The organism is Niveispirillum sp. CC-CTL257 (assembly GCF_059489915.1).
This window is the reverse complement of sequence record NZ_JCAJXE010000001.1, coordinates 697,234-723,956: the sequence shown is the minus strand read 5'-3', so window position 1 is coordinate 723,956 and position 26,723 is coordinate 697,234. Positions and strand designations below refer to the sequence as shown.

Below are 26,723 nucleotides of genomic sequence, written 5' to 3'. Positions count from 1 at the left end.
ACGAAAAGCCCCGCAGGGTCATTCCTGCGGGGCTTTTTCTATGCCCATTCCATGGCCGCCAGAGTTTCGGCCATATGCGGCGGCGGCGGTGCCGCGGCGGTTATCTCACCTTTCCCATCCAGCGATGGAAAGCGGATAGACCGGGCCAGCAGGTGCAGCGGTACCGGCGGCGGCATCTCCGCCCCATAGATGCGATCCCCTAGGATTGGCATGGCCATATAGGCACAATGGGCGCGCAGTTGATGCATCCGCCCTGTCCGGGGATACAGCTCCATATGCGACAGGCCCTGCGACTGTCCCAGCCGTTTCCAGCGAGTCAGGGCCGGCTTTGCCATCACATCCACCACCATCTTGGACGTGCCGGGCACCCGGACCTTGCCCAGCGGCAGATCGATCACCCCTTCCACCGCCGTCGGCCCACCCATCACGACCGCCCAATAGGTTTTCCGCACCCGCCCATCCAGGAACATGGCACCCAGCCGCGCCGCCGCCTCCACATCGCGGGCCAGCACCAGACAGCCAGCGGTTTCCTTATCCAGCCGGTGGGCCAGACGCGGCGGTTCCGGTCGATCTCCTTGGATCAAGGGCAGGTACAGTTCCAGATGGTCGGTGCATTTGGTCCCGTAATGAACCTGCAGACCATAGGGTTTGTTCAGGATGATGACGCGTTCATCCTCGTACAGCACCCGTTCGCGCATTTCCTGCGCTGTGTAAGACATTCGCCCGCTCCGTCCGTCGCCGCCCTGTCATAGCGTGCTGTCGCGTCGCAGGCCACATGCCTTGACAGAACGCCCGTCGCAGCGCATTTCAGCGCGCATGTGGGGACGGGATTTACAATCAGCCGTATGGGGCATCGGTCGTATCGGGCGGACAATGGCCGCCTGGACCTTGTTCTGCGCCCTGCTGCTGCGGGCCATGCTGCCACCGGGCTACATGCCCGACCTGTCGGCCTTGGGCGAGGGCGGCCTGCCGTTGGTGGTTTGTACCGGCGCTGGACAGGATGTGCCGCTGCTGCTGGATGCAGATGGCAAGCCGGTGAAGACCAGTGATATGCCGGCACCCAGCGACGTCCCCTGCCTGTTCGCCCTTTTGGCGGCCCTGCCGGTGCCATTGCTGCTGGCCTTGTCGCTGCTGGCGCCGCTCTGGCCCCGGCAGACCATCCTGTGGCGTCCCTCACCCGGCTGGACGCAATGGCCAGCCTATCTGCGCCTTCCGGGCGATACCCCGCCCCGCGCCCCACCCGCCTTCATCTGATCGCCAAATCCAGAATCGGTCGCGCCCGTCGCGGCCAGAGAAGATTTGCGCCTGGCCATCCCGTGAGCGATGCCGGGCCGATGATGAAGGAAGTTTCCCCATGTCGCGTTCATTCCTGCTGGCTGGCGCCTGCCTGCCCGCCCTGTGCCTGTCCCTGCCCGTCGCCGCCGAGATGGCCGCCGATCCCGCCAGCGTGGTGGAAGTGGTCGGCCAGCGTCAGGGCAGCCCCACTGCCCCGTCCGTGGACGATGCCCGCAAGCAGATCAATAAGGTTGCGGGCGGCGTTGATCTGGTCACGGCGGAGGAGTTCCGGGACAAGTACACCCTGAACCTGAAGGACATGCTGTCCAGCACGCCCGGCGTCTATGCCCAGCAGCGCTTTGCCGAGGAAGTCCGCATCTCCATCCGTGGTTCCGGCCTGTCGCGCGGATTCCATATGCGCGGCCTGTCGCTGCTGATCGATGGCGTGCCCGTCAATCTGGCCGATGGCAGCACCGATTTCCAGGAGATCGACCCTCGTCAGGCCCGCTATGTCGAGGTGTTCAAGGGCGGTAATGCCCTGCGCTATGGTGCCGCCAGCCTGGGCGGGGCCATCAATGTCGTCACACCCACGGGCCGAACGGCCAGCAGCCCCAACAGTATCGCCATTGATGGTGGCAGCTTTGGCACCCTCCGTCTGGCCGCAACCGCATCCGCCGCCGGTGAGACGCTGGACGGCTATGTCAGTGTCAATGGCATCCGTTCTGACGGCTACCGTCAGCAGAGCCAGCAGCAGACCGCGCGGCTGGCCGGCAATGTCGGCATCAAGCTGACCGACAGTGCCGAAACCCGCTTCTACCTGTCGGCCAATCATATCCAGCAGGAAGTGCCGGGTACCGTCAGCCGCGCCTCGGCCCTGGACACGCCGCGTCTTGCCCCGGCCATCAACAATCAGAATGACTATGCGCGTAACATCAACTCCGTCCGCCTGTCCAACCGGACCAGCTTCCTGCTGGGCGACGAGGCGCAACTGGATGTCGGCGGCTTTCTGAATGTGAAGTCACTGTTCCACCCGATCTTCCAGGTGGTGGACCAGGACAGCCAGGATGTGGGCAGCTTCATCCGCTATACCGATGTCGGCCAGATCGGTGGTCTGCGGCATGAGCTAGTGGTGGGCCTGCAGGGCCGCTACGGCCATGTCGATGCCTTGCAATATCTAAATGTCCGCGGCAGCCGGGGGGCAAAGACCGCTGACAGCGACCAGTATGCGCGCCAGGCCGAAGCCTATGCCGAAAGCCGCACCGCACTGACGCCGGACCTGACGCTGGTCGCCGGTCTGCAATGGATGGCGGCCAAGCGGGAGCTGGACAATAACCTGAACGCCACCCAGGACGCGGATAAGAGCTTCAATGCCCTGAACCCCAAGCTGGGCCTGCTCTATCAGGTCGATAGCACCACCCAGCTTTATGCCAATGTCTCCCGCGCGGAGGAGGCACCTACCTTCTCTGAACTGGTACAGGCACCGGTGCCGCGCTTTGTGCCGCTGGCGTCGCAGAAGGCCTGGACGGCAGAGGTTGGCACGCGCGGGCAGTCGGGCATCTTTACCTGGGATATCGGGCTCTACCGTTCCTGGCTGCGCGATGAATATCTGCAATTCACCGTCAACCCCACCATCCCCGCCGGCACCTTCAATGCCGACAAGACCATCCATCAGGGGATCGAGGCCGGGCTGGACGTGACCGTCGCGGACAAGCTGTTCGCGTCTGGCGCGGGCAGCGTGGTGTTCAGCCAGACCTACATGCTGAACGATTTCTATTTCGATGGCGATGCGCAGTTTGGTGGCAATGATCTGGCCGGTGCGCCGCGTCATCTCTATCAGGGCGGCCTGATCATCAAGGATGGCGACGCCTGGCAGGTCGGGGCCTCTGTCGAATGGGCACCGGACGGAGCCTGGATCGACTATGCCAACAGCCTGAAGGCACCCGGCTATGACGTCTGGTCCGTCAATGGCAGTGTGCAGCTGGCCAAAGGGCTTCGCGCCTATGCGGAGGCACGGAACATCTTCAAGACCCGCTACATCTCCTCAGTCAGCACCATCGCCAATGCGCGGGCGACGGGTGCCAACCTCAATGTCTATTATCCCGGTGAAGGGCGATCGCTCTATGCCGGCCTGAAGGCGGAGTTCTAAGCGAGCTGGCAGTGAAGAGGCGCCCTGATTTCAGAGATGAAGACAGGGTCGCTCCGACCCGCCGGCCCCATCCCCGTGCAACAGGATGAAACACAAAACACACCTGTGTTTCACCGTTACAGCACCCTAGCGGCCGGCAGTCGGCTGTTCCGACCGTGGCAAGACAGAGCTGTGGCATTGACGGAGAGACAGTAGCAGAACAGGGCCGAAAAGTCAGCAGTAGCGGCCCTGTACGCGCCCTTACCCCAGCGCCAGCCGGGTGAACAGCAATTGCGCCGGCTGTCCCTGCCCCTGCCAGACAATGGCGTACTGGCCCAGCATTTCGGCCAGTTGCAGGGCGTCGAACGGCGGAAGATCGAAGATCGCCACCCCTTTTTCCACCGGCCAGTCCTTGGTCGCGGGGCGCAGTTCTGCCGGCAGATAGTCCAGATCCTCATCCTCCAGGATGTCGATCAGGCGGGCATGGGCGGCGTCATTGGCGACCTCGGTCGCCGGCTTGCTTTTCGGGTTCCAGGCGGTGACGAACACGATCTCTGCCGCGCCACGGTTTTCCAGCAGGCGATCAACCTCCTGTGGGTCGGCCATGATGCGGGCCGTGGCACTGCGCTTGCCGTCCAGCGCGACGTAGCTGGTCTGCTGATAGGCGCTCAAAAGCTTGGGATCAAAGCCGCTCATGCGAAATCCCCAACGGTATGGGCGTGGTTCAGGGGGCCGTGGCCATGGCCGAAGCCGGGCGCGGTACGGATGGCGATATCGACATAGCGGCGGGCGCGGGCCACTGCGTCCACCACCGACAGGCCCTGCGCCAGCCCCGTGGCAATGGCCGACGACAGGGTGCAGCCCGTGCCGTGCGTGTGCCGCGTTTCCACGCGTTCGCCGGTAAAGGCCTGTTCGCCATCACGGGTGACCAGCAGGTCGGTCAGAACCGGCCCGTCCATATGCCCGCCCTTCATCAACACGGCCTTGGCACCATAGGTCAGCAATGCATGCCCCGCCCGGCGCATGTCATCGACGGTGCGGATGTCGATACCGGTCATCGCCTCCGCCTCCGGCACATTGGGCGTGACGATGGCGGCCAGCGGCAGCAGGCGACGGATCAGGGCACCCGTGGCGCTTTCATCCAGCAGCCGGTGCCCCCCCTTGGCGACCATCACCGGGTCGGCCACGATCGCCACACCAGGGGCAGCCTCGGCCAGTGTATCGGCCACGGCATTGATGATATCTGCCGTTGCCAGCATGCCGATCTTGACGGCGTCCGCCCCGATATCGGCCAGGACCAGGCGCATCTGCTGCGCCAGGAAATCGATGGGCACGGGCAGAACACCATGGACACCGTTGGTGTCCTGCGCCGTCAGGGCCGTGATCGCCGTCATGGCATAGCCATTGAGCGCCGTCACTGCCTTGATATCGGCCTGGATGCCGGCCCCGCCGCCGGAATCCGACCCGGCAATGATCAGAACGCGTCCCTTCATCACCGCCCCCTTATTCCGCCGCCACAGAATGGGTCACATGGCGCACCGCGTCGCAGATATCATCCACAACGCGGGTGACCAGGGCATCATCCTCGCCCTCTGCCATCACGCGGATCAGGGGTTCCGTCCCGGATTTGCGGATCAGCACGCGGCCAACGCCGGCCAGCTTCTCCTCACCCGCCTTGATGGCGGCCTGCACGCTGTCGACGTCCAGCGGGCGGATGCCGGTGCTGGCGTCATAGCGGACATTCTTCAACAATTGCGGCAGCGGCTGAAACACGCGCAGCACGTCGGACGCGGGCTGCCCCGACTGCCGGATGCAGGCCAGCACCTGCAACGCCGCCAGCAAGCCATCGCCCGTGGTGGCGAAGTCCGACAGGACAACATGGCCCGACTGTTCGCCGCCAACGTTAAAGCCATGTTCGCGCATATGTTCCACGACATAGCGGTCGCCCACCGCTGTCCGCGCCAGCGACAGGCCCAGCTTCTTCAGGTGCAGTTCCATGCCCATGTTGGACATGACGGTGGCTACCACGCCGCCGCCGCGCAACCGCCCGCTCTCGGCCCAGCTCTGGCCGATCAGGGCCATGATCTGGTCGCCATCAATCTGCGTGCCCGTCTCATCCGCCAGGATCAGGCGGTCGGCATCACCATCGAGCGCAATGCCCAGATCGGCCTTATGCTCCACCACGGCGGCGCGCATGGCCGCCGGGCTGGTCGCCCCACATTTATCATTGATGTTAAAGCCGTTGGGCTGGTTGAACAGGGTGATGACCTCTGCCCCCAGTTCATACAACACGCGGGGTGCCACCTTGTAGGCGGCACCATGGGCGCAATCGATGACGATCTTCATGCCGTCCAGGCGCAGGCCACGCGGAAAGCTGCTTTTCACCACCTCGATATAGCGGCCAAAAGCATCTTCCATACGCTGTGCCCGGCCCAGGTCGCGCGGGCCGGCCAGATCGGGCGCGAAGGGCAGCGCCATGCGCGCCTCAATCTCTGCCTCGAACTCGTCAGACAGCTTATAGCCATCGGGACCGAACAGCTTGATGCCATTATCCTGGAACGGGTTATGGCTGGCCGACAACATGACGCCCAGATCGGCGCGCATGGACCGGGTCAGCATGGCGACCGCCGGCGTGGGCAGCGGCCCGACCAGGATCACATCCATGCCCATGGAAATGAAACCCGCCGTCAGGGCGGGTTCCAGCATATAACCGGACAGGCGCGTATCCTTGGCGATCACCACGGTATGGCGATGATCGCCGCGCCGGAAATGCAATGCGGCGGCCATGGCGGCCTTCAGCGCCGTCTCTGCCGTCATCGGCTCGGTATTGGCGGTACCGCGGATGCCATCCGTGCCGAACAATTTACGCGACATGTCTCAGTTCCCAGGAATGCCGGCAGCAAGGCCGGTGGATCGGAATGTTACGCAACCTATATCACGCCGATTGCAGGGCCTGCCACACGGCGACCGCCTGCACCGTTGCGGCCACGTCATGCACGCGTAGGATATGCGCGCCCCGACCCAGCGTATGCAGCGCCGTGGCGATGGAGCCGGGCACCCGGTCCTTGGGCGCTTCACCCTTTGATAAGGCCGCGATGAAGCGCTTGCGGCTGACCCCGATCAGGACAGGACTGCCCAACCCGTGCAGGGCGGCGGTGCGGGCCAGCAGATCGACATTATGGACCACGTCCTTGCCGAATCCGATGCCGGGATCGATGGCAATCCGGTCCCGCGCAATACCGGCCCCAACCGCCGCGTCGATACGGGCGGACAGCCAATCATACACCTCTGCCGTGACATCCTCATAGTGGGGGGCCACCTGCATGGTCTGCGGCTCCCCCTTTATATGCATCAGGACGACAGGCAGGCCCGTTGCGGCGGCCACTGACAGGCTGTCCGGGTCACCGGTCAAGGCCGTGACATCATTGATGATCCTGGCCCCTGCCTCTGCCGCTGCCTTCATCACGGCTGCATGGCGGGTGTCGATGGAGATCACGGCCCCGTCTGCCGCCAGGGCGCGGATCACGGGCACGACGCGGGCAATCTCTATCTCCACCGGCACCGGTTCCGCCCCCGGCCGGGTCGACTCGCCACCGATATCCAGGATATCCGCCCCCTCGGCCAGCAACCGGCGGCCATGGGCTATGGCGGCATCGGCCTGGGCATGGTCACCCCCGTCGGAGAAACTGTCGGGCGTGACATTGACGATGCCCATGATGATGGGCCGCGACAGATCAAAACCGGCCCAGGGGGCGCGGGGAGCGGTGAGCGGATGGTCTGGGGGCAGCGCCGTGGCCGGCAGAATGCCTGTTGGCGTCTCGATCAGCGTAAAGGCCAGCGGACCACCGGCCAGCGGTCGTGCGCTTCCAGCCGTGACGGCGTTACGGGCGGCGGGGCCGGAGAGGATGGCGAGGGGGCGCATGGCGGGCCTTACGAGTAGCGCGGATTAGCGAAGCGTAATCCGCGGAGCGACGACGATCGGATTTCCGCGGATTACGCTCACGCTAATCCGCGCTACAGGCGGGTTCCTGGTGCCGACAAAAACAACAAACCCCCGACGCTCATCACGCCGGGGGTCTGCTCACTTAACCGATAACCGCCCGCTTTACACGCCGGGCTGCGGCTCCGGCTCGATCCCATCCTTGGCCGAAGTGGGGACCGAGGCACGGCGACCGCTGGAGGACTTGGGCGGCTCGGGGGCCTGCGGGCGCGGGGCGGGCGGATCGGTGCGCACCACCTGCTCACCGCGCAGGATGGCCTTCACCTCTTCGCCCGACAGCGTCTCAAACTCCAGCAGCGCTTCCGACACCTTGTGCAGATCGTCCAGACGCTCCGTCAGCAGCTGGCGGGCCAGGCTTTCGCCCTGCTCGATCAGGCGGCGGATTTCCTCGTCGATCAGCTGTGCGGTGGCTTCCGACACGTTCTGCTGCTGCGCCACTGAATGACCCAGGAAAACCTCCTGCTCATTGGCGTTGTAGCGCACGCGGCCCAGCTTGTCGGACATGCCATACTCGGCAACCATGGCGCGGGCCCAGCGGGTGGCCTGCTGGATGTCGCTGGATGCACCCGTGGTCACGTTTTCCGGGCCGAAGATGATCTCTTCCGCTACGCGGCCACCGAACAGGACCGCCAGACGCGATTCCATCTCACGCTTGGTGTAGTTGGTGCGGTCGCGTTCCGGCAGGTTCATGGTCACGCCCAGGGCGCGGCCACGGGGAATAATGGTGACCTTGTGCAGCGGGTCATATTCCGGCACCCAGAGCGAGACCAGGGCATGACCCGCCTCGTGATAGGCGGTCAGCTTCTTTTCCTTCTCCGACATGACCATGGAGCGGCGTTCCGCACCCATCATGACCTTGTCCTTGGCAGCCTCAAAATCGGCCATACCGACGACGCGCTTGCCCGCACGGGCCGCCAGCAACGCCGCCTCATTCACAAGATTGGCAAGGTCAGCACCGGAGAAGCCGGGGGTACCGCGCGCAATCACCTTCGGGTCCACATCGGGGGCCAGCGGCACCTTGCGCATATGGACCTTCACGATCTTCTCACGGCCCAGCACGTCGGGGTTCGGCACCACGACCTGACGGTCAAAGCGGCCGGGACGCAGCAGGGCCGGGTCCAGAACGTCGGGGCGGTTGGTGGCGGCGATCAGGATCACGCCCTCATTCGCCTCGAACCCGTCCATCTCCACCAGCAGCTGGTTCAGCGTCTGCTCACGCTCATCATTGCCGCCGCCCAGGCCAGCACCGCGATGGCGGCCGACCGCGTCGATTTCGTCGATGAAGATGATGCAGGGCGCGTTCTTCTTGCCCTGTTCGAACATGTCGCGAACACGGGATGCACCGACGCCCACAAACATCTCCACAAAGTCGGAACCGGAGATGGTGAAGAAGGGCACATTCGCCTCACCCGCGACGGCACGGGCCGTCAGCGTCTTACCCGTACCCGGCGGGCCGACCAGCAGCACACCCTTAGGGATCTTGCCGCCCAGACGCTGGAACTTCTGCGGGTCCTTCAGGAAATCGACAACCTCCTCAAGTTCCTGCTTGGCCTCATCAATGCCGGCGACATCGTCAAAGGTGACGCGTCCGACTTTCTCGGTCAGCAGACGGGCGCGGGACTTGCCAAAGCCCATGGCCTTGCCGCCGCCGCCCTGCATCTGGCGCATGAAGAACACCCAGACGCCGATCAGCAGCAGCATCGGGAACCAGGACAAGAGGATGGACAGGAGCGAGGGGCCCGTATCCTCCGCCACGACCGACACACGCACATTCTTGTCAACCAGACGGTCGGCCACGTTGGAGCCGGGCGGCGCCGTCACGGTAAAGCTGCGACTGTCATTGGTGGTGGCCGTGATCTGGTCACCCTTGATGGTGACCGAAGTCACCGTGCCTCGGCCAACCTCGGCCAGCAGGTCGCTATAGGCCATGCCGGACTGCGAGGAGCGGGTGGAGGACGTCTGGAACAGGTTGAACAGGGCGATCAACAGCACCCCGATCACCAGCCACAGCGCCAGATTCTTACCGAAATTATTCACAGCCCTGACCTTTCATCGACCGCACCCCCGGGCGGAACCAGGGGAACTCCTCTCATTAGATAATGTCATCTGTGGCGGTGACAACAGCGAACCGTGCGGGAACTGCCGGAACCGATACCAATGGCACCATCCGCACCCCCGGATCGGGGATGTCAGGGGCCACCCAGGCCATTGGCGGTATGGCCAATGGCCGATCCCCCACTGTCACAACCGGCAGGGTCCAGCGCACGGCCGCCGGCAGATCAGACCGGGCCAGGACGGGGCTCTGCGCCACGGCCCGCCGCCACAAATCCTCATCAAGGGCGCGGACAATGTACCGCCCAAACCCTTCGGCCCAAAGGCGGAATCGCCCGTCCCAGGTGATGGTGGGACCGCCGCCCTTCAAGGCCACCGGGCCTTCCAGGTTCCGTGCCTCCCGGATCAGGCGCCAGCCGCTGGTGATGGGGGTGAACTGGCAACCAGCCAGCGTGCGCCCCTTTCCCGGATCGGCGCACAGGCCATACACCAGATCGGCCACGGCGGCCGGGGCCGGCGGGTATGGTGACCCGCCAACGGCGCGCAGCAGGGTTGCGGCCAACCGCCGCACGGTCACCACCTCTTCTCCGAACAGCGCGTGATCCAGGATAACCCAGCCTTCTGGCTGAAACCGCGCATAAAGGGCCAGCAGACGGGCCGTTTCCCCATCCTCCTGCGCACGGGCACCGGCCGCCGCCAAGGCCGCCACCTGCTCCCCCTCCCCCACCGACTCCGACAGACGCAGCCGGGTACGGGCAAAGGCGGGGTTTCGGTTGGACGGGTCCTCCACCCATTCCTGCCCCAACGCCCGACAGGTGGCGATCAGCCGGTCCTTGCCCACGGGCAGCAACGGGCGGATCAGGCGCAGCCGCTCCATCTCCCGGATGGCGGGCATGCCGGCCAACCCCTGGGGGCCGCTGGACCGGTCAGCGCGCAGGCGGTGGGTTTCCGCCTGATCATCGGCATGGTGGGCCAGCGCCAGATGCAGGATACCGGCATCCGCCGCCGCATCGGCCAGCAGACGCAATCGGGCATGGCGGGCACCGGCCTGGATGCCGCTGCGGGGCTTTGGCCCGTCCCAGGACAGGATTCGGTGCGCGATGCCAAGCCGCGCCATCCAGGTGGCGACCTGTTCCGCCTCGCTGCGGCTGTCGGCACGCAATCCATGATCGACGGTCAGGGCCAGCAGCGCCCCGCCCCGATCCGCCACCCAATGGCGCAACAGCAGGGCGAGGGCCATGCTGTCGGCCCCGCCGGAAACACCAACCGCGATATGGGGGGCCGACTCGAACGGCCCCAGCGCCTGCATCAGCCGGTCGAATCCGACCGGCCCGATGGGGCCGCTCACTTGCATTTCAGACGGTTCTTCTCCGCCTCGGCCCGGCGCAGAATGGTCTGCGGCGCCGTCGCCTTATAGGCGCGGTTCAGCTCGGTCAGGGCCGCACAGGCATCCTCGTTCGACTTCATGGCCGATAAGGACAGGGACAGTTTCAGCAGGCTGTCGGGTGCCTTCGTGCTCTTGGGATACTTTTGGTAGCCCTCTGCGAAGGCAACCGCCGCCTCCTTGTACTTACCGCGCACATAGAAGGATTCGCCCAGCCAGTATTGGGCGTTGCTGGCCAGCGGGCTGGCGCTGTTCGCCTCGATAAAGCGGGTGAAGGCCAGCTCCGCCTTGTCATATTCGGCCTGACGCAGCAGGTTGAAGGCGAAGTCGTACTGCTCCTGCGCGGACCCGTTCGGCAGGTTGAAGCTGCTGGCCGCCGGGGCGGCATTGCTGTTGGCGGCCGCTGCCGGCTTGCCGGTGCCATGCGCTGCCGGGGCTGCAGGCTCACCCGCCGGGGCCGCTTCGCCCGCCGCCGGCACGGCACTGGCGCTCAAACCACCGCCCTGCCCCTGTTCCAGACGGCTCAACCGGAATTCCAGATCCTGCTGCATCTTGGCCAGCTGTTCGCGCAGCTGCGCCACCTGGAAACCAGCCTCTTCATAGCGGCCCGTCAGGGTCTGCATCTCCGACTCCAGGCGCTGGAGCCGCACTTCGAAATCAGCGGCGATGTTGCCGGACATGGCCGGTGCCGGCGCGCCCGATGATGGCGGACGCGCACCGCCGCGATAAACCTCGCGGCTCAGCGTCTGCAATTCGTTCTCCAGCCGTTGCAGCCGGTTCGCCATATCCCGCGTGTCAGATTGGCCCGCAGCCGGCAGGGTGCCCAGCACCGCCGCAAGGGCAATGGTGGCCAGGGTCAGGCGGCGACGGGGATACGGGTTCGGGGACGGCAGGTGTCGGATCATCGGGACCAACGGTTGGCGGAGATTACAATGGGCGCGACCCTACCGCGAAGGCCGGCACCGCGAAAGTGTCCACAGGCGGTAAGGCAGTAATAAGGCGCACAAAAGAAAACGCCGCCCGGTTTCCCGGACGGCGTTTTCCTCAGGCTGTCGCCTTGACCTTTGCGGTCGTACCGGATCAGTTGATCACGGTCACGCCACGGCGGTTCTGCGTCCAGGCGGCTTCGTTGGAACCAACGACCTGCGGACGCTCCTTGCCGTAGGAGATGGTCTGGACGCGAGCGGCTTCGACGCCCATGGCGGTCAGGTAGTTCTTGACCGAATTGGCGCGGCGATCGCCCAGAGCCAGGTTGTATTCGCGGGTGCCGCGCTCGTCAGCGTGACCTTCGATGGTGATGGTCACGGACTTGTAGGTCTTCAGCCAGTTGGCCTGACGATCCAGGGTAGCGGTCGCTTCCGGGGTCAGGTCGAACTTGTCGAAACCGAAGAACACGCGGTCGCCAACATTGACGATGAAGTCTTCGGCGGAACCCGGAACCGGGCCCGACGGCTTGGCCGGAGCGGCCGGAGCGGCGACGGTACCGCCGGTGGTGGCCTGAGCCGTCTGTTCCGGCTTGGAAGAGCAGGCGGTGGCCAGCACGGCGACCGCGACGAGGCTGAGCATCTTGAAGCGCATTTGAGAGACCCCCTAGGTGGAACTCGAGATTAAGGATGAAGTGCGTGTTTGCCCCACGGAACCGCGCGAACCACAGCCGGACGTCGCATTGAAGCGATCTTCAGGCCCGGCGGATTTGAGCGCTGTTCTTGCGTTGCGAAATTAGTGTGACGCACTCACGGAATCAAGGGCGACCATGCAGGGTCCGAAGCATCGGTTGGCGTTAAGACCTGCCGTTCATTAAACCCTGTCAAGTCGATTGAGTATAGCTTGGCCTGGCGCTGTTTGCCTCCCTGTCCAGAAGGCCTTTCCTTGAAGAACATTAGCACTCGACCATTTGGGGCCCAGGTAGGCCCTTCGACATGGTACGCCTCCGTCAAAAGTCGCTCACCCGTACCATCCGGCCGAATGACACCGATATAGAACTTATCCCCCGCAAGTCGGGTGAAGGCGATGAGATCGCCACGGGGGGACCAGACGGGCGTACCATAACGGCCTTGGCCGAAAGTAATGCGCTTCACATCACTGCCATCGGCATTCATCGTATACAGCTGCTGCGTACCGCCACGGTCGCTTTCGAACACGACTTTACTGCCATCAGGCGCAAAAGACGGCGAGGTGTCGATGCCAGGATGGTTCGTCAACTGTGTCTGGCGACGGGTGCGCAGGTCCAGGGTATAGATGTCGGAGTTGCCGGACGTGGCCAGCGACATGATCACCTTATTACCATCGGGCGAGAAACGCGGCGCGAACGTCATGCCCGGGAAATCACCCAGAACCTCCTGGCGACCCGTATCAATATTGAACAGATACACCCGAGGCCTGTTGTTGAAGTAGCTCAGATATGTGATTTCCTGGGTACTGGGGGAGAAGCGCGGGGTCAGAACCAGGGTACGGCCATCGGTCAGGAAACGGTGGTTCTCACCATCCTGATCCATGATCGCCAGACGTTTGACGCGCTGCAACGCAGGGCCTGACTCGGCGATATAGACGATGCGGGTATCAAAATACCCTTCCTCGCCCGTGACGCGCTTATAGATCGCATCCGAAATGATATGGGCGACTCGCCGCCAGCCATCGGCCTGAACCGTATAGGCCAGACCGGTGACCTGCTGGCCCGCCGTCACATCAAACAGCCGGAACTCGATACGGGTACGGCCATCAGGGGACTGGCTGACAGTGCCCGTCACCAGACCCTGTGCCTGGATCAGGCGCCAGTCGGCGAAACGGACACCGACCTTCAGGCTGTCGGGCGTCTGCACGAACTTGGCCGGCTCCAGCGGACGGAACAGGCCCGACCGTTCCAGATTGGCCGAAATGACGCCAGCAATATTCTGCCCGATCTGCGTGGCATTCGGGTTGTCACCAGCAAAATTGGTGATGGCGATGGGAATCGGCTGCGGATTGCCTGACGTGATGTCGATCTCAAGTTCGGCGCGGGCGGGAGCGGCGAAGCCGGCGGCCAGCACCATCGCCACCAGGGCGATGAACCGGCCGACAACCCGCCAGCCGCCCGTGGAGAATAGAGCGTTGGCTTGCATCAGAACATATCCTTCGGGCTGAACTTCATCAGGATGGACCCTTTGTCCCCGTACTTGTCGCGCGGGATGTTCAACGTATTACATCCAGGCAAAAGCGGCGCCCGTAAGGCGGATTCCACAAAGGCCCGGAAATGCGGGTCGGTATTTGGATTACCGGTCCCTGACACATACTGCACATTTGTGACGCGCAGGTTGCTGTCGAACAAGACCCGTATTTCCGCCTGCATGTTTTCTACACCCTTCGCCCCCACCGGCACGTTCCAGCAGTTGCGGATCTGACGGCGCAGCGCATCCTCTTCGCTGATGCTCAGCCGTTCGCCTGTCTTGGCGGCCAGCGGTTGCGGCGGCTCGGACGAGGTTTCCTTGGGCGGCTCCTTGGAGGGCGGCGTGTCCGTCTTCAGCTTGGCGACGTTCTTCAGAACGCTGTCCAGCGTCTTTTCCGGCGGCTTGGGCTTCGGCTCCTCTTTCTTGGGCTTGGGCTCTTCCTTCTTCGGTTCGGGCGGCTTGGGCTTAGGTTCCTCCTTCTTGGGAGGTTCCGGCTTCGGCTCTTCCTTCTTCGGCGGCTCGGGCTTTGGCTCCGGTTTGGGTTCCGGCTTCGGCTCCGGCTCGGGCGGCTTCTCGGCAACCTGTTTGGGCGGCTCGGGCACCTTCACCTCCGGCGGCGGCGGCGGGGCTTCCTTGGCCTGCTGCGGCGGCGGGGGCGGTTCCGGCTTCGGCGGGGTTGGCTTGGGCGGCGGGGGAAGCGGCTTGGGGTTCGGCTCCGCCAGCTTGGCGATGGTCATGGGGCCGACCTCCACCACCTCGACCGGCACCTCCTGAAGCTGGATCACTTCCCGCTTCTTGATCAGGTGCGGCAGGCCGATCAGCGCCAGGATGATCAGCGCCAGATGCAGGATGCCGGAAAGGATCAGGGTGGTCCGCATGATGCGTTGGTTTCCACCCTTACCGTGCGCCGCGACCGTCGGATTCGATGACCAGCTTGGCCTCCGACAGGCCGGCGCGACGCGCCTCGCTCAACACATCCACGATGCTGGCATATGTGGCCTCGCGGTCGCCACGCACCAGCACCTTACGATCCGGCGTCTGCTCCGCGACAATGACCAGACGCGGGGCCAGTTCGGCCAGCGCGAACATCTCGTTATCAAAAACCTTCTTGTCCTTGAACGAGATGCGGCCATCTGCCGTGACGGTCACCCAAAGCGGGTCTTCTTCCGACTTCAACGCCTGGGCCGCCCCCTTGGGCAGATTGACGGGTATGCCGGCGGTCAGCAGCGGGGCCGCGACCATGAATACGATCAGCAGCACCAGCATGACGTCCACGAAGGGCGTCACATTGATATCCGACATGGCGGCACGGCGGCCACGCCGCCGCCCGCGCCCGGACTGCTTGCCAGGAAGGCTCGCCCCCATTTCAGCCCCGCTCTTCCAGATGACGCTGCAGGATCGCGGAGAATTCTGTCACAAATGAGTCGAGCCGGTCGCCGAACCGCCCAATCTCCGAGGAAAAGTAGTTATAGGCCAGCACGGCGGGGATGGCAGCGACCAGACCGATGGCGGTAGCGAACAACGCCTCCGCGATGCCCGGTGCCACCACGGCCAGCGAGGTGTTCTGCTGGGCCGCGATGTTGGTGAAGGCCCCCATGATGCCCCAGACCGTGCCGAACAGGCCCACGAAGGGACCGGCGGAACCGACCGACGCCAGCACCGTCATGTAGCGTTCGGTGTCCGCCATCTCACGCCCCACGGTCACCGACATGACGCGCTCCATGCGCTGCATCAGGTTGGCGCGCATGGCACCCGACGATGACAGGCCGCGTTCATTGGCATGGCGCCATTCGCGCATACCGGCAGCAAATACCGCAGAGAACGGATCAGCCGGGGCCTGCGCCACCTGATCATAGAGCTGGTCCAGCGAGCCACCGGACCAGAACTGTTCCTCAAAATCGGCGGCGGCGGCCTTCATGCGGCGCAGTTTCGTTGCCTTGTTGAAAATGATGGCCCAGGTCCAGACCGACGCCGCCAGCAGACCCAGCATCACCAACTTCACAACGATATCAGCCTGCAGGAACAGGCCGAGCGCCGACATGTCATGGACCGGCGCGACATCACCGCCAAGGGCGGCGGCTTGCAGAAGGGTGGGAAACATCGGGTTCAGTCCTGACCTTTTGACAAAATATTGACCATCACCGACCGCAAGGCGGCCGGCAGGCGGACGGGCCGCCCTTGCGCATTGATGCACGCCAGACGCAGGCCCAGGCGGACCAGCGGTGCCGGTCCCGTCGAAGCCTCCACCCCACCCCAGGCCAAGCCCGAGGCGCGGCGCACATCCTGTTCGATATCCAATGTCGCGGCGCCGATATCGACAATTCGCGAGACGACTTCAAGCGCGTCGTCAAGACGGGCGGGTTGCCGAAAATCGATGTCGCACCGCCGTACCGTCAGCGCCACACCTGTTTGCGCCACCATGGCGGCGTGCGGAAAGCCTGAAAGGCGCAGCATCTCATTGCGCGCCCGCTCCGCAAAACGCAGGTAATTGGCGTGATAGACGATGCCGCCGGCGTCCGTATCCTCGTAATAGACACGGGTCGGGAAGACATGGGATGTGCCTTCCCACCAGCCCGCCGATGGCATCGTCCCGTCAGGCATTGTCATCCCCGTCGAACAGGTCGCCCACCGGCGCACTCCCCTTCCCCACCGTGGGCATGCCGCCCAGCAGGTCCAGCTGCCGCGCGGGCGTGGCCGGCACCGGCAGGCCCAGATAGCGGTAGCCCGTGTCGGTCAACATGCGCCCGCGCGGTGTGCGCTGCAACAACCCTTGTTGGATCAGGTAGGGTTCGATGGTTTCTTCCAGCACGTCCCGCTGTTCGCCCAGCGCCGCCCCCAGCGTCTCCACCCCTACCGGCCCGCCGCCATAATGGTCGGCGATGCAGGCAAGGTAGCGCCGGTCCATGGCGTCAAAGCCCAGCCGATCGACCTCCAGCCGCGTCAGCGCCCGGTCGGCGGCCTTGGCATCCACCACCTCCAGCCCATGGACGCCACAGATGTCCCGCACCCGGCGCAGCAGGCGGCCCGCGACGCGCGGCGTGCCCCGCGACCGGCGCGCCACTTCCAGCGCGCCTTCGTCCGTCATCTCGACACCCAGGATACGCGCACCCCGGCTGACGATCAGCTGTAACTCTTCCGGTTCATAGAACTGCATGCGCAGCGGAATGCCGAAACGCTCCCGCAAGGGACGGGTAATCAGGCCAGAGCGCGTGGTGGCGCCGACCAGGGTGAAGGGCGGCAGGTCGATGCGCACGCTGCGCGCCGCCGGGCCTTCACCGATGATCAGGTCCAGCTGGAAATCCTCCATCGCGGGATAGAGGATTTCCTCCACCGCCGGCGACAGGCGGTGGATTTCATCAATGAACAGCACGTCATGCGGCTGAAGGTTGGTCAGCAGCGCCGCCAGATCACCGGCCCGTGCAATGACGGGGCCGGAGGTGGCGCGGAAGCCCACATTCAGCTCCTTGGCGACAATCTGGGCCAGCGTGGTCTTGCCCAGGCCCGGCGGCCCGAACAGCAGCACATGGTCCAGCGCCTCACCACGCCCCTTGGCCGCCTGGATGAACAAAGACAGGTTTTCCCGCACCTGTTTCTGTCCGATGAACTCCCCCAGCGACAGGGGGCGGATGGAATTTTCGGTATTGGCGTCGCCGCCGATCCGATCCTGTTCCACCATGCGCTCAGGCTTTGGGGGGGCCGCCTCCGGCTTGGGTTTGCGGCTCACTGGCTCAGTTCCTTCAGGCCGGCCCGGATCAGGGCGGAGACATCGGCCTCACCGCCAAGGCTCTGGGCGGCCTTGTTCACGGCGGTGAACGCCTCGATCCGCTTATATCCAAGATTGACCAGCGCCGACACCGCATCCCCAACTGCCGTACTGACGGCGGGTTGTGCCGCCGTGCTTTGAACCTGTGTGGCCGCCACCGGGCTGGTGGCAAGCGTGGCCACCTTATCCTTCAATTCGTTCAAAATTCGGGCAGCCAGTTTCGGCCCCACCCCATCCGCCTCACACAGCGTCGTCTTGTCCTGGGCAGCAATGGCCGAGGTCAGGCGGTCGGGCGCCAGTACCGACAGGATGTTCAGCGCCACCCGCGCTCCCACGCCTTGAACCGTGGTCAGAAGGCGGAACCAGTCCCGCTCATTGATGTCGGCAAAGCCGTACAGCGCCATCTTGTCTTCCGACACCCACATTTCAGTATGGACCGAAACGGCATTGCCCGTACTGCCCAGCCGGCGCAGGGTACGGGTAGACGCGGAGATCAGATAGCCGACCCCGTTCACATCGATAATGGCCCAGTCCAGGCCTGTGCTGTCCAGCAGCCCGGACAATTTCGCGATCATGGGTTCACTCCCGCCTCGGGCACCAGCAATGGCAGGGCCGCAATGATGTCGGTATGGATGAAATCCTGGCCCTTGAACAGCAGGGGGGCGTTCAGGGTGCGGGCCAGCGCGTAAGAAGCGCAGTCGCAAAGGTTCAATTGGGCCGGATGCCCGCACCCCTTGCCGAACTGCCGGTACGCCTCAAATGCCGTCACCGCCTGAGCGGCATCGAACGAATGGACCGCAACCGGATAGAGCGCCATCATCCGGTTGAAGCGCTCAACCATCGACTGCCCCAGGCGGCGCAGGATCACGGTCTGTGCCTCGAACATGGTGATTGCCGACATGGCGAGTGCCGGTGCAGCAGCCATGGCGCTCGTATAAGTTTCGGCATCCGGCTCCGACAGGAGAATGGCCATCAGCGCGGAATTATCAACGATGATCGGCGCATTCAATCGAACGTCCCCCGCTCATTGTACCCGATGATCTCGTCAGGAGAACGCGGGTCCAACACGGGGGCCGACTGTATTTCCTTGATAAGGGCGTTGATCTTGGCCCAGCGAGCAGCTTTGGCCTGTTCATCTTCCGACGACAGCCGCTCCAGCCGCTCCCGCACGGCCTTGTGCATGGCCTCCGTCAGGCTTTCACCCGTCAGTTCGGCTAGGCGGCGGACATCCTTTTCCGCCTCTGGGGATTTGATGTTCAGCGCCATGGGATGGCCCTTTCTTCCTACTGGGGAAGAATTCTACACCATATGAACAAAACGGCAACGTATTACCGCCTGATCCCCAGGATGGCGTTGTCCACCTTGCGCCGCGTCTGGGCGTGGTGAGCGTGGCAGATAGCGACGGCGAGCGCATCGGCGGCGTCAGCGGTGGAGCGTTGGAAGCCCGGCAGCAGCATCTTTACCATATGCTGAACCTGCACCTTGTCAGCATGGCCGGTACCCACCACGGATTTCTTCACCGCCATAGGCAGATACTGCTCCACGGGCAGTCCGGCCTTGGCCGCGCTGAACAGGGCAATGCCGCGCGCCATGCCCAGTTTCAGGGTGGAGGATGGGTTGACGTTGGACAGTGTTTCTTCCACCGCCGCCTCGTCCGGCTGCCACTGCTCGATGACGGCGGCGATGCCTTCATGCAATTCCAGCAGCCGCTTTGCCAGATCGTCACCACTGTCGGTGTGGATGGTGCCGTCGGCCACATGGCTCAACCGGTTGCCGGCAGCATCGATGACGCCCCAGCCCAGATGGCGAAGACCGGGGTCCAGCCCCAGGATACGCACGGGAGCCTGTCCCGCCATGGTGGCCCCCCGGTCTTGCTTCAGTATCAGCTCAGCTTTTCCAGCAGCTCGGCCGGAATGTCGAAATTGCCCAGCACGGTCTGGACATCGTCATTATCTTCCAACACGTCCAGCAGCTTCAGCAGCGTCTGGGCCGTATCCTCTGCCGTGACAGGCAGCAGGTTCAGCGGCGTCCAGGTCAGCTTGGCACTTTCCGGTGCGCCGAACTTGGCTTCCAGCGCATCACGCACCTCACCCAGCGTGTCGGTGCCGGTGATGATGGAATGGCCATGCTCGTCGGACTGCACATCCTCCGCCCCCGCCTCGATGGCGGCTTCCAGCATGTCATCGGCAGACGCCACGCTGGCCGGATAGGTCACCTGACCAATACGGTTGAACATGAACGATACCGAATTGGTCTCGCCCAGCGAACCGCCGTGCTTGGTGAAGGCAGAGCGCACTTCCGATGCGGTGCGGTTGCGGTTGTCGGTCAGTGCCTCCACGATCAGGGCAATGCCGCCGGGGCCATAGCCCTCGTACCGCACTTCGTCATAGTTGGTGTCGTCGGCGCTGCCCGGAATGCCCATCTTGATGGCCCGGTCGATGCGATCCTTGGGCAGGTTCTGGGCGCGACCCGCCTGGATGGCGGCGCGCAGGCGGGGGTTCATGGCCGGGTCGGGCAGACCCGACTTCGCGGCGACGGTGATTTCGCGCGCCAGCTTGTTGAAGATCTTCGACCGCTTGGCGTCCTGCGCGCCCTTGCGATGCATGATGTTCTTGAATTGGCTATGACCGGCCATGGGGAACGCCTTGTTGTATCGTTTTGATATATGGGCTGAAACTGGCGGCTTGATACCACATTCCGCGCGCTTTGGGCACCCCTACCCGACGATGGAATAGCCGCCATCGATATATTCGATCCCACCGGTCACGGCCTTCGCCGCGTCGGATGCCAGGAAGGCCGCATAGGCCCCCACATCCTCAATGGTCACCTGATTGCGGATGGGTGCCCGTTCCGCCGCGCGGGTCAGTAGTTCGTCGAACCGGTCGATGCCGCTGGCGGCCCTTGTCTTCAATGGGCCGGGCGACAGGCTGTGGACCCGGATGCCCTGCGGACCGAGCTCCGCTGCGAGATAGCGGGTTACTGCCTCCAGCGCTGCCTTGACCGGTCCCATCAGATTATAATGCTCCACGACCTTTTCAGAGCCGTAGAAGCTGACATTCATCAGGCAGCCGCCATCCTTCATCAGCGGCTCGGCCAGCTTGGCCATACGGATAAAGGAATGGACCGACACGTCCATGGCCATCAGGAACCCATCGCGGCTGCTATCCACCACGCGGGCATGCAGGTCCTCACGCGGGGCGAAGGCAATGGAATGCAGCAGGAAATCCAGCTCGCCCCATTCCGCCTCCACCTTCTCGAACACGGTCTCCAGCTGCCCCGGCTCTCGCACATCGCAGGGCAGAAACAGGGAGGCCCCCAGTTCCTCGGCCAGCGGCCGCACATGCGGTTCCGCCTTTTCGTTCAGATAGGTGACGGCCAGATCGGCACCTTGCAGACGGAAGGCCTTGGCACAGCCATAGGCGATGGAGGCACCATTGGCGATGCCCACCACAAGGCCACGCTTGCCGGAAAGATCGAACAGAGCCATCACATACCCTCATCCCGCAATGCACAGTCACAGAGGGTGCGGTGGAACCGGCCTCCGATCAACCCCATATGGCGTTGCAGTACAGGGTAGGTCCCTGTCTTGTAACTGACCTGTATCAAGGTGGAACCCCGAAGAATCGCGGTCGGTGGACCTTGGCCGACGGCGGCAATCGGCCGATCATGCACAGTCCGTACAATGCCCCGGAAGGCAGGAAGTCCCGATGTTTGCCCGTGTCCTGATCCACACCACCCTGTTGCTGGCCCTTTGCGGTCCGGCATGGGCAGGTGCCGAGCTGCAAACGGGCGCGGAGATACGGCTGATCGCCCCGGTCAGCGATGATCTGGTTGCGGCGGGTCGCTCCATCTCCGTTGATGCGCCCGTGGCGGGCGATGTCGTGGCGGCGGGCCTCGACCTGCGCACCACAGCACCGATATCGGGCGATGCCCTGCTGGCCGGATTTGATCTCGCCCTCAAGGGCCCGATAGAGGGCGATCTGGCCGCCATCGGCTTTGACCTGACATTGCTGTCCGATGTGGCGGGCGATGCGTTGCTGAACGCAGGCGAGCTGACCATCGGCCCCACAGCCCGCATTGCGGGTGATCTGGTGGCCAATGGGAGCGAGGTGACGCTGTCCGGCCAGGTGGATGGCGACGCCCACCTGACGGGCGACCGCGTCATCGTGGCCGGTCGAGTGGCGGGCGATCTGGAGGTCACGTCGGGCATGCTGGAACTGCGTCCGGGGGCCACGATCCAGGGCGACCTGCGCCATAACGGCCCTATGGCCGTGGAAGTGCCGGCGGGGGTGGAGGTCGGCGGCACCGTCCGCCACCATTACCAGTCGGCACCCGATGACGGCCCCACGATCCTGGGCAGCCTGGGCAAGGCGCTGGCCCTGTTCCTGCTGGGTGTCGCGTTGCTTTGGCTGCTGCCGGGGCCGGTGTTGCGCGCGGCGGATGCCATGCCGCGCCACCCGTTGCGCCATCTGCTGCTGGGCGGGGCCATCCTGCTGCTGTCGCCGGTGCTGCTGGGCCTGCTGATGATCAGCGTGATCGGCATTCCGCTGGGCGTACTGATGCTGGGCCTGTGGCTGCTGGCCCTGCCCGTAGGCATCGTCATTACGGGGTTCGCCGTGGCGGTAATGATCAGACGGCGGGAATTGGGGCGGGAGCGGGAAACGGCGGCTCAACTGCTGCGCCGTTATGCCCTGGCCGCTCTCATCATGGCCGCCCTGCCCCTGGTTCCGGTTGCGGGCCTTTGCGCCCTGACCCTGATTGCCGCCATCGGCGTCGGCGCGCTGGCGGAAAATCTGCGCCATGGGCGGCGCGGGGGGCTGGCCGCCGGTTAACCGCGCGCCATGTCAGGGGCAACGCGCCTGACAGGACCATCATGCATCACAAGACCAACCTGCCGACCAAGACCTGTATCCAATGTGGCCGACCCTTTACCTGGCGGCGCAAATGGGCACGCGACTGGGAACAGGTGAAATACTGCTCCGACGCCTGCCGGCGCGGCAAGGTGCCGGACCGGACAGGCGGGGCCGCTGTTACTCCAGCCCGACCAGGGCGCGGGTGAAGCCTCTCGCCTCAAACGGGCGCAGGTCATAGACGCCCTCGCCCACGCCGATGGCGTGAACGGGCAGTTTGAACTTCTCTGCCAGCGCCACCAGCACGCCGCCGCGCGCCGACCCGTCCAGCTTGGTCAGGACAAGGCCGTTGATGGCGACCATGTCCTTGAACACCTCAATCTGGCTATGCGCGTTCTGGCCCGTGGTGGCGTCCAGCGTCAGCAGGGTGGTGTGCGGGGCCTCGGGGTTCAGCTTCTTGATGACGCGCACGATCTTGCGCAGCTCTTCCATCAGGCCGGCCTTGTTCTGCAACCGGCCCGCCGTATCGATCAGCAGCACATCCGCACCCGCCTTGGTGGCCTGTTCGACCGCGTCATAGGCCAGGCCCGCCGCGTCGGCACCCGTATCGCGCGCAACGACGGGACATCCCGTGCGTTCACCCCAGACTTTCAACTGCGCCACGGCGGCCGCACGGAACGTATCACCGGCGGCCAGCCAGACGGTTTTACCTTCATCCCGGAACTGGCGCGCCAGCTTGCCGATGGTCGTGGTCTTGCCGGTGCCGTTGACACCGACCAGCAGGATAATATGCGGCTTCTTGCCCGCGTCGATGACCAGCGGCTGGGCCACCGGCTCCACAATCTTCTGTAATTCGGTAGCGAGGTAATCCTTCACCTCTTCCGCCGAAACCTCCTTGCCGAACCGAGTTTTGGCCAGACCGGCGGTCAGGCGGGCCGCCGTGACAGGGCCAAGGTCGGCGCGGATCAGCAGCTCTTCCAGCTCCTCCAGCGCCTCATCATCCAGCTTTTTCTTGGTGAAGATGCCGGTAATGCCCTCGGTCAGACGGCTGGTGGATTTGGACAGGCCATCCTTCAGACGGGAGAACCAGCTTTTCTTTTCCGGCTGGTCTTCCAGTTCCGGGATAACCTCTGCCACCGGGGCAGGTGCCGGGGCGGCTACCGCAACGGGTTCGTCCTCTACCGCGACCGGCAGGGGTGCCGGCTCTACCGGCACCGGCACTGGCACCGGTTCCACGACAGGTGCAACAGCCGGAGTGTCGGTGGTCGGTTTCTTCTTGAACCAGTTCAGCATCAGTCGAGGACTCGCGCGGTCAGTTGGGTGCCGGCCACGCCGGTCATGGTGCAGCGGATAATCATTCCGGGCTCATAATGATCGGGAACCGCCACTTCGGCAAAGCCTTCATTACGGCCCAACCCCCGACGTTCAATCAATACGTTTGCAGAACGACCCACCTGTGATGCCAGATAACGGGCCACCTGCCCCTCTCCGGCGGCGCGCAGGCGGGCGGCGCGTTCCTTGCGGATCGGCCCTGGCACCTGTGGCATCTTGGCGGCGGGTGTGCCGGGGCGCGGGCTGTAGGGGAAAACATGCAGCCAGGTCAGGCCGCATTGTTCCACGATATCCAGGCTGTTCTGGAACATCTCTTCGGTTTCCGTGGGGAAGCCGGCGATGATATCGGCACCGAACACCATGTCGGGGCGCAGTGCCCGCGCCTTTTCGGCAAAGGCAATGGCATCGCCGCGCAGATGCCGGCGCTTCATGCGCTTCAGGATCATGTCGTCGCCGGCCTGAAGCGACAGGTGCAGATGCGGCATCAGGCGCGGCTCCTCGGCCACCAGACGCCAGAGATCGTCATCCATCTCCACAGCATCCAGCGATGACAGGCGCAGGCGCGGCAGATCGGGCACCAGTGCCAGCAGGCGGCGCACCATCTGGCCCAGCGACGGCTTGCCCGGCAGGTCGGCACCGTAAGAAGTGACATCGACGCCGGTCAGCACGACCTCATTATAGCCGCTGTCCACCAGGGCGCGGACCTGGGCCACAATCTCCCCCATCGGGACCGACCGGGAATTGCCGCGACCATAGGGGATGATGCAGAAGGTGCAGCGATGGTCGCAGCCATTCTGCACCTGCACGAAGGCCCGCGCCCGCCCCTCCATCCCCTGGATCAGGTGGCCGGCGGTTTCCTTCACGCTCATGATGTCATTGACGACGACGCGTTCGGCCTGCCCTGTGCCAAACTCAGCCCACGGCGCGGCGGTCAGCTTGGCGTCATTACCCAGCACATGGTCAACCTCGCCCATGCCCGCGAACTTTTCCGGGCTGACCTGCGCGGCGCAGCCAGTGACGATGATCTTTGATCCCGGTCGTTCGCGGCGCAGGCGGCGGATGGTCTGCCGCGCCTGCCGCTCCGCCTCCGCCGTCACGGCGCAGGTATTGACGATGACGACATCATCCAGCCCGGCTTGTCGCGCATGCGTGCGCATCACTTCGGACTCATATGCATTGAGGCGGCAACCGAACGTAACCAGCGTCGGCTCCCCCGCCCCGCCCGTCACTTCCGGCGGGCCGCCCTCGCCGCTTTCATGCACATGTTCGGCCTCGGCCAGACTGGTATCGACGCTCACAGCGTCTCTCCAATCATTTCGGGGCCCAACAGTTCAGGCCCCAGCGTCCCGGCAAAGGAGGTGGCGACCGGCCCGGTCATCAGGACATGACCATCGTCCCGCCATTCGATATGCAATACGCCACCATCCAGGGTGACGGAGACACGGCGCCCCTGCACCAGATCCCGGCGGATGGCGGCCACGCCAACGGCGCAGGCACCCGACCCGCAGGCATCGGTGATCCCGGCCCCGCGTTCCCAGACACGCATGCGCACCGACGCCGGGCCGGTGACGCTCACCACCTCAATGTTGGCGCGGTCGGGGAAGAAGGGATGGCGTTCCAGCTGCGGACCCCATTGGGTCAGGTCCACCGCCTCTGCGTCCGGCACGAAATGCACCGCATGCGGATTGCCCATATTGACGCCGACACCATCAGACAGCGGCCCGGCGGAGGCCGGCAGATGCAGGGTGTCGCAAGGTTCCGCCACGGGTATCTGCTGCCAATCCAACCGCGCCGGCCCCATATCGACCGTCACCGTGCCATCTTCATGCAGCCAGCAGCGCAGCAGCCCGGAAACCGTCTGGATCACCAGCTCATCCCGGCCCAAATCCCCCCCCACCAGCGAGGCAACGCAGCGCGTGGCATTGCCACAGGCCCCGGCCTCGCTGCCATCGGGGTTCAGGATGCGCATGAAGATGTCGGCCGCCTTGTCCTGCGGCGGTTCGATCAGGATCAACTGATCAAACCCCACCCCCCGGCGACGGTCGCCAATGGCGCGCGCGTGGGCCGCCGTCAGGGGGACAGGCTGGGTGCGGGCGTCGATGACCACAAAGTCATTACCAAGCCCGTGCATCTTCAAAAACGGTATCGTCATGACGCCTTATATAAGCCCCGGAGCCCGAGGCGTAAACGGCGGTGCGGACGGGGCGGGAATGCACGGGCGGCGTGGGGCGTGGACGCGGATTGAAACGCAACTGGATTAATGCAAGATTATGGAGATGCGCCACGGAGCATGACAATGCGGCCCCTTCAGAAGACTGAATCTGAGTTTGACTGGCCCCCCAGCGACCCAGCCGAACTTGCGGCGTTCAAGGCGGCGGTGGAGGAGGCGTTGGCCGATCCACGCGGAATTCCGCATGAAGAGGTGGTGGCTTGGCTAAAGCAAATTGAAGCCGGCAATTTTGATGCACCGATACCGGTCGCTCGTCTGTTGAGTTAAAGTGCCGATAGCAAAGAAAGTGGTCTGGCGCCCTGCCGCGCTGGCAGACCTGAGCCGATTGATCAGCCATATCGCGAAGGACAATCCACACGCTGCTGCAAGGATATCCAAGCGTTTGCGACAAGCCGCTGAGCAACTACCGGACTTCCCGTACCGGGGCCGGATTGGCACGATCCCCGACACACGCGAGTTGGTAACAGTTCAACCCTACATTATTGTGTATCGGGTGTTGACAGATGAAAACTCGTTAAATGTGTTGCGCATCTGGCACGCCGCGCAATACCGGCAGGAAAATGAATAGG

General features: G+C 64.3%; 30 protein-coding genes. 6 read left to right on the top strand and 24 right to left on the bottom strand.

Translation table 11 applies throughout. The features are described from left to right. Window positions 1-38: 38 nt before the first annotated feature. Window positions 39-719 (bottom strand): RluA family pseudouridine synthase, encoded by a 681-nt coding sequence (locus ABC729_RS03575; RefSeq protein ID WP_495606278.1) that lies wholly within the window; start codon window positions 717-719, stop codon window positions 39-41. Window positions 720-873: 154 nt separating this feature from the next. On the opposite strand from ABC729_RS03575, the gene ABC729_RS03570 reads away from it, so the two are divergent. Together ABC729_RS03570 and ABC729_RS03565 are read left to right on the top strand one after the other, a co-directional pair. After that, window positions 874-1,254 (top strand): hypothetical protein, encoded by a 381-nt coding sequence (locus ABC729_RS03570; RefSeq protein WP_495606277.1) that lies wholly within the window; start codon window positions 874-876, stop codon window positions 1,252-1,254. A 100-nt stretch (window positions 1,255-1,354) separates the two neighbouring features. Next, complete coding sequence (locus ABC729_RS03565) at window positions 1,355-3,421, top strand: TonB-dependent receptor family protein (RefSeq protein WP_495606276.1); 2,067 nt, start codon at window positions 1,355-1,357, stop codon at window positions 3,419-3,421. A 240-nt stretch (window positions 3,422-3,661) separates the two neighbouring features. Here the strand turns inward: ABC729_RS03565 and ABC729_RS03560 are convergent, their stop codons facing one another. From ABC729_RS03560 to fabI, 20 genes are all read right to left on the bottom strand, one after another. After that, window positions 3,662-4,096 (bottom strand): DUF3293 domain-containing protein, encoded by a 435-nt coding sequence (locus tag ABC729_RS03560; protein WP_495606275.1) that lies wholly within the window; start codon window positions 4,094-4,096, stop codon window positions 3,662-3,664. Then, window positions 4,093-4,893 (bottom strand): bifunctional hydroxymethylpyrimidine kinase/phosphomethylpyrimidine kinase, encoded by an 801-nt coding sequence (gene thiD / locus ABC729_RS03555; RefSeq protein ID WP_495606274.1) that lies wholly within the window; start codon window positions 4,891-4,893, stop codon window positions 4,093-4,095. Before thiD ends, ABC729_RS03560 begins: the two co-directional genes overlap by 4 nt. Before the next feature lie 10 nt (window positions 4,894-4,903). After that, window positions 4,904-6,274 (bottom strand): phosphoglucosamine mutase, encoded by a 1,371-nt coding sequence (gene glmM / locus ABC729_RS03550; protein WP_495606273.1) that lies wholly within the window; start codon window positions 6,272-6,274, stop codon window positions 4,904-4,906. Window positions 6,275-6,335: 61 nt separating this feature from the next. Next, window positions 6,336-7,322, bottom strand: coding sequence for a dihydropteroate synthase (gene folP / locus ABC729_RS03545; RefSeq protein ID WP_495606272.1), 987 nt, complete (start codon window positions 7,320-7,322; stop codon window positions 6,336-6,338). Window positions 7,323-7,505: 183 nt separating this feature from the next. Beyond that, window positions 7,506-9,437, bottom strand: coding sequence for an ATP-dependent zinc metalloprotease FtsH (gene ftsH / locus ABC729_RS03540; protein WP_495606271.1), 1,932 nt, complete (start codon window positions 9,435-9,437; stop codon window positions 7,506-7,508). Between the two features lie 55 nt (window positions 9,438-9,492). Further along, window positions 9,493-10,806 carry a tRNA lysidine(34) synthetase TilS gene (tilS, locus tag ABC729_RS03535; RefSeq protein WP_495606270.1) on the bottom strand — a complete coding sequence of 438 codons (1,314 nt, stop codon included), beginning with the start codon at window positions 10,804-10,806 and terminating at the stop codon, window positions 9,493-9,495. Continuing rightward, on the bottom strand, window positions 10,797-11,741 hold the full coding sequence (ybgF, locus tag ABC729_RS03530) for a tol-pal system protein YbgF (protein ID WP_495606269.1): 945 nt from the start codon (window positions 11,739-11,741) through the stop codon (window positions 10,797-10,799). Before ybgF ends, tilS begins: the two co-directional genes overlap by 10 nt. A 175-nt stretch (window positions 11,742-11,916) precedes the next feature. Beyond that, on the bottom strand, window positions 11,917-12,414 hold the full coding sequence (pal, locus tag ABC729_RS03525) for a peptidoglycan-associated lipoprotein Pal (RefSeq protein ID WP_495606268.1): 498 nt from the start codon (window positions 12,412-12,414) through the stop codon (window positions 11,917-11,919). 155 nt (window positions 12,415-12,569) lie between these two features. Then, a complete protein-coding gene (gene tolB / locus ABC729_RS03520) occupies window positions 12,570-13,934 on the bottom strand; it encodes a Tol-Pal system beta propeller repeat protein TolB (RefSeq protein WP_495606267.1) in 1,365 nt (454 codons plus the stop codon). Continuing rightward, a complete protein-coding gene (gene tolA / locus ABC729_RS03515; RefSeq protein WP_495606266.1) occupies window positions 13,934-14,857 on the bottom strand; it encodes a cell envelope integrity protein TolA in 924 nt (307 codons plus the stop codon). The genes tolB and tolA overlap by 1 nt, the downstream gene beginning before the upstream one ends. Before the next feature lie 19 nt (window positions 14,858-14,876). Further along, window positions 14,877-15,344, bottom strand: coding sequence for an ExbD/TolR family protein (locus tag ABC729_RS03510; protein ID WP_495606265.1), 468 nt, complete (start codon window positions 15,342-15,344; stop codon window positions 14,877-14,879). 1 nt (window position 15,345) lies between these two features. Continuing rightward, on the bottom strand, window positions 15,346-16,080 hold the full coding sequence (gene tolQ / locus ABC729_RS03505; protein ID WP_102111613.1) for a protein TolQ: 735 nt from the start codon (window positions 16,078-16,080) through the stop codon (window positions 15,346-15,348). 5 nt (window positions 16,081-16,085) lie between these two features. Next, window positions 16,086-16,580, bottom strand: a complete 495-nt coding sequence (locus ABC729_RS03500; protein ID WP_495606264.1) for a YbgC/FadM family acyl-CoA thioesterase — start codon at window positions 16,578-16,580, stop codon at window positions 16,086-16,088. Next, a complete protein-coding gene (gene ruvB, locus ABC729_RS03495; protein WP_102113286.1) occupies window positions 16,573-17,655 on the bottom strand; it encodes a Holliday junction branch migration DNA helicase RuvB in 1,083 nt (360 codons plus the stop codon). The genes ABC729_RS03500 and ruvB overlap by 8 nt, the downstream gene beginning before the upstream one ends. Window positions 17,656-17,699: 44 nt before the next feature. Next, window positions 17,700-18,317 carry a Holliday junction branch migration protein RuvA gene (ruvA, locus tag ABC729_RS03490; RefSeq protein WP_495606263.1) on the bottom strand — a complete coding sequence of 206 codons (618 nt, stop codon included), beginning with the start codon at window positions 18,315-18,317 and terminating at the stop codon, window positions 17,700-17,702. Continuing rightward, window positions 18,314-18,751 carry a type II toxin-antitoxin system VapC family toxin gene (locus tag ABC729_RS03485; RefSeq protein WP_495606262.1) on the bottom strand — a complete coding sequence of 146 codons (438 nt, stop codon included), beginning with the start codon at window positions 18,749-18,751 and terminating at the stop codon, window positions 18,314-18,316. Before ABC729_RS03485 ends, ruvA begins: the two co-directional genes overlap by 4 nt. Beyond that, on the bottom strand, window positions 18,748-19,008 hold the full coding sequence (locus ABC729_RS03480; protein WP_495606261.1) for a type II toxin-antitoxin system VapB family antitoxin: 261 nt from the start codon (window positions 19,006-19,008) through the stop codon (window positions 18,748-18,750). Before ABC729_RS03480 ends, ABC729_RS03485 begins: the two co-directional genes overlap by 4 nt. Window positions 19,009-19,070: 62 nt before the next feature. Beyond that, complete coding sequence (gene ruvC / locus ABC729_RS03475; RefSeq protein ID WP_094457974.1) at window positions 19,071-19,598, bottom strand: crossover junction endodeoxyribonuclease RuvC; 528 nt, start codon at window positions 19,596-19,598, stop codon at window positions 19,071-19,073. A 26-nt stretch (window positions 19,599-19,624) separates the two neighbouring features. After that, window positions 19,625-20,377: a YebC/PmpR family DNA-binding transcriptional regulator gene (locus ABC729_RS03470; protein ID WP_495606260.1), complete on the bottom strand. Its 753-nt coding sequence runs from the start codon at window positions 20,375-20,377 to the stop codon at window positions 19,625-19,627. 81 nt (window positions 20,378-20,458) lie between these two features. Beyond that, a complete protein-coding gene (gene fabI, locus ABC729_RS03465) occupies window positions 20,459-21,229 on the bottom strand; it encodes an enoyl-ACP reductase FabI (RefSeq protein WP_495606259.1) in 771 nt (256 codons plus the stop codon). A 220-nt stretch (window positions 21,230-21,449) separates the two neighbouring features. On the opposite strand from fabI, the gene ABC729_RS03460 reads away from it, so the two are divergent. Continuing rightward, the gene (locus tag ABC729_RS03460) at window positions 21,450-22,574 is read left to right on the top strand and encodes a bactofilin family protein (RefSeq protein WP_495606258.1); all 1,125 of its coding nucleotides are present in this window, start codon (window positions 21,450-21,452) and stop codon (window positions 22,572-22,574) included. 41 nt (window positions 22,575-22,615) lie between these two features. Further along, complete coding sequence (locus ABC729_RS03455) at window positions 22,616-22,801, top strand: DUF2256 domain-containing protein (protein ID WP_495606257.1); 186 nt, start codon at window positions 22,616-22,618, stop codon at window positions 22,799-22,801. On the opposite strand, the gene ftsY is transcribed toward ABC729_RS03455, so the two are convergent. The 3 genes from ftsY to dapF form a co-directional block, all read right to left on the bottom strand. Further along, entirely contained in the window at window positions 22,773-23,885 is a 1,113-nt protein-coding gene (ftsY, locus tag ABC729_RS03450; RefSeq protein ID WP_495606256.1) for a signal recognition particle-docking protein FtsY, read from the bottom strand. The two genes, ABC729_RS03455 and ftsY, sit on opposite strands and share 29 nt — an antisense overlap. Then, window positions 23,885-25,081, bottom strand: coding sequence for a tRNA (N(6)-L-threonylcarbamoyladenosine(37)-C(2))-methylthiotransferase MtaB (gene mtaB / locus ABC729_RS03445; RefSeq protein WP_495608634.1), 1,197 nt, complete (start codon window positions 25,079-25,081; stop codon window positions 23,885-23,887). The genes ftsY and mtaB overlap by 1 nt, the downstream gene beginning before the upstream one ends. Window positions 25,082-25,218: 137 nt before the next feature. Beyond that, on the bottom strand, window positions 25,219-26,076 hold the full coding sequence (gene dapF / locus ABC729_RS03440) for a diaminopimelate epimerase (RefSeq protein ID WP_495606255.1): 858 nt from the start codon (window positions 26,074-26,076) through the stop codon (window positions 25,219-25,221). Between the two features lie 144 nt (window positions 26,077-26,220). On the opposite strand from dapF, the gene ABC729_RS03435 reads away from it, so the two are divergent. Both ABC729_RS03435 and ABC729_RS03430 read left to right on the top strand, forming a co-directional pair. Then, complete coding sequence (locus ABC729_RS03435; RefSeq protein ID WP_495606254.1) at window positions 26,221-26,421, top strand: hypothetical protein; 201 nt, start codon at window positions 26,221-26,223, stop codon at window positions 26,419-26,421. A 1-nt stretch (window position 26,422) separates the two neighbouring features. After that, entirely contained in the window at window positions 26,423-26,722 is a 300-nt protein-coding gene (locus ABC729_RS03430) for a type II toxin-antitoxin system RelE/ParE family toxin (RefSeq protein ID WP_495606253.1), read from the top strand. The last annotated feature ends 1 nt before the right edge of the window (window position 26,723 follow it).

Excerpts from the sequence above, each read along its gene's own strand:
- ABC729_RS03575 (WP_495606278.1), bottom strand. The coding sequence starts at position 719 with ATGTCTTACACAGCGCAGGAAATGCGCGAACGGGTGCTGTACGAGGAT.
- ABC729_RS03570 (WP_495606277.1), top strand. The coding sequence starts at position 874 with ATGGCCGCCTGGACCTTGTTCTGCGCCCTGCTGCTGCGGGCCATGCTG.
- ABC729_RS03565 (WP_495606276.1), top strand. The coding sequence starts at position 1,355 with ATGTCGCGTTCATTCCTGCTGGCTGGCGCCTGCCTGCCCGCCCTGTGC.
- ABC729_RS03560 (WP_495606275.1), bottom strand. The coding sequence starts at position 4,096 with ATGAGCGGCTTTGATCCCAAGCTTTTGAGCGCCTATCAGCAGACCAGC.
- thiD (WP_495606274.1), bottom strand. The coding sequence starts at position 4,893 with ATGAAGGGACGCGTTCTGATCATTGCCGGGTCGGATTCCGGCGGCGGG.
- glmM (WP_495606273.1), bottom strand. The coding sequence starts at position 6,274 with ATGTCGCGTAAATTGTTCGGCACGGATGGCATCCGCGGTACCGCCAAT.
- folP (WP_495606272.1), bottom strand. The coding sequence starts at position 7,322 with ATGCGCCCCCTCGCCATCCTCTCCGGCCCCGCCGCCCGTAACGCCGTC.
- tilS (WP_495606270.1), bottom strand. The coding sequence starts at position 10,806 with ATGCAAGTGAGCGGCCCCATCGGGCCGGTCGGATTCGACCGGCTGATG.
- ybgF (WP_495606269.1), bottom strand. The coding sequence starts at position 11,741 with ATGATCCGACACCTGCCGTCCCCGAACCCGTATCCCCGTCGCCGCCTG.
- pal (WP_495606268.1), bottom strand. The coding sequence starts at position 12,414 with ATGCGCTTCAAGATGCTCAGCCTCGTCGCGGTCGCCGTGCTGGCCACC.
- tolB (WP_495606267.1), bottom strand. The coding sequence starts at position 13,934 with ATGCAAGCCAACGCTCTATTCTCCACGGGCGGCTGGCGGGTTGTCGGC.
- tolA (WP_495606266.1), bottom strand. The coding sequence starts at position 14,857 with ATGCGGACCACCCTGATCCTTTCCGGCATCCTGCATCTGGCGCTGATC.
- ABC729_RS03510 (WP_495606265.1), bottom strand. The coding sequence starts at position 15,344 with ATGGGGGCGAGCCTTCCTGGCAAGCAGTCCGGGCGCGGGCGGCGGCGT.
- tolQ (WP_102111613.1), bottom strand. The coding sequence starts at position 16,080 with ATGTTTCCCACCCTTCTGCAAGCCGCCGCCCTTGGCGGTGATGTCGCG.
- ABC729_RS03500 (WP_495606264.1), bottom strand. The coding sequence starts at position 16,580 with ATGCCTGACGGGACGATGCCATCGGCGGGCTGGTGGGAAGGCACATCC.
- ruvB (WP_102113286.1), bottom strand. The coding sequence starts at position 17,655 with ATGGTGGAACAGGATCGGATCGGCGGCGACGCCAATACCGAAAATTCC.
- ruvA (WP_495606263.1), bottom strand. The coding sequence starts at position 18,317 with ATGATCGCGAAATTGTCCGGGCTGCTGGACAGCACAGGCCTGGACTGG.
- ABC729_RS03480 (WP_495606261.1), bottom strand. The coding sequence starts at position 19,008 with ATGGCGCTGAACATCAAATCCCCAGAGGCGGAAAAGGATGTCCGCCGC.
- ruvC (WP_094457974.1), bottom strand. The coding sequence starts at position 19,598 with ATGGCGGGACAGGCTCCCGTGCGTATCCTGGGGCTGGACCCCGGTCTT.
- ABC729_RS03470 (WP_495606260.1), bottom strand. The coding sequence starts at position 20,377 with ATGGCCGGTCATAGCCAATTCAAGAACATCATGCATCGCAAGGGCGCG.
- fabI (WP_495606259.1), bottom strand. The coding sequence starts at position 21,229 with ATGGCTCTGTTCGATCTTTCCGGCAAGCGTGGCCTTGTGGTGGGCATC.
- ABC729_RS03460 (WP_495606258.1), top strand. The coding sequence starts at position 21,450 with ATGTTTGCCCGTGTCCTGATCCACACCACCCTGTTGCTGGCCCTTTGC.
- ABC729_RS03455 (WP_495606257.1), top strand. The coding sequence starts at position 22,616 with ATGCATCACAAGACCAACCTGCCGACCAAGACCTGTATCCAATGTGGC.
- ftsY (WP_495606256.1), bottom strand. The coding sequence starts at position 23,885 with ATGCTGAACTGGTTCAAGAAGAAACCGACCACCGACACTCCGGCTGTT.
- mtaB (WP_495608634.1), bottom strand. The coding sequence starts at position 25,081 with ATGCGCACGCATGCGCGACAAGCCGGGCTGGATGATGTCGTCATCGTC.
- dapF (WP_495606255.1), bottom strand. The coding sequence starts at position 26,076 with ATGACGATACCGTTTTTGAAGATGCACGGGCTTGGTAATGACTTTGTG.
- ABC729_RS03435 (WP_495606254.1), top strand. The coding sequence starts at position 26,221 with ATGCGGCCCCTTCAGAAGACTGAATCTGAGTTTGACTGGCCCCCCAGC.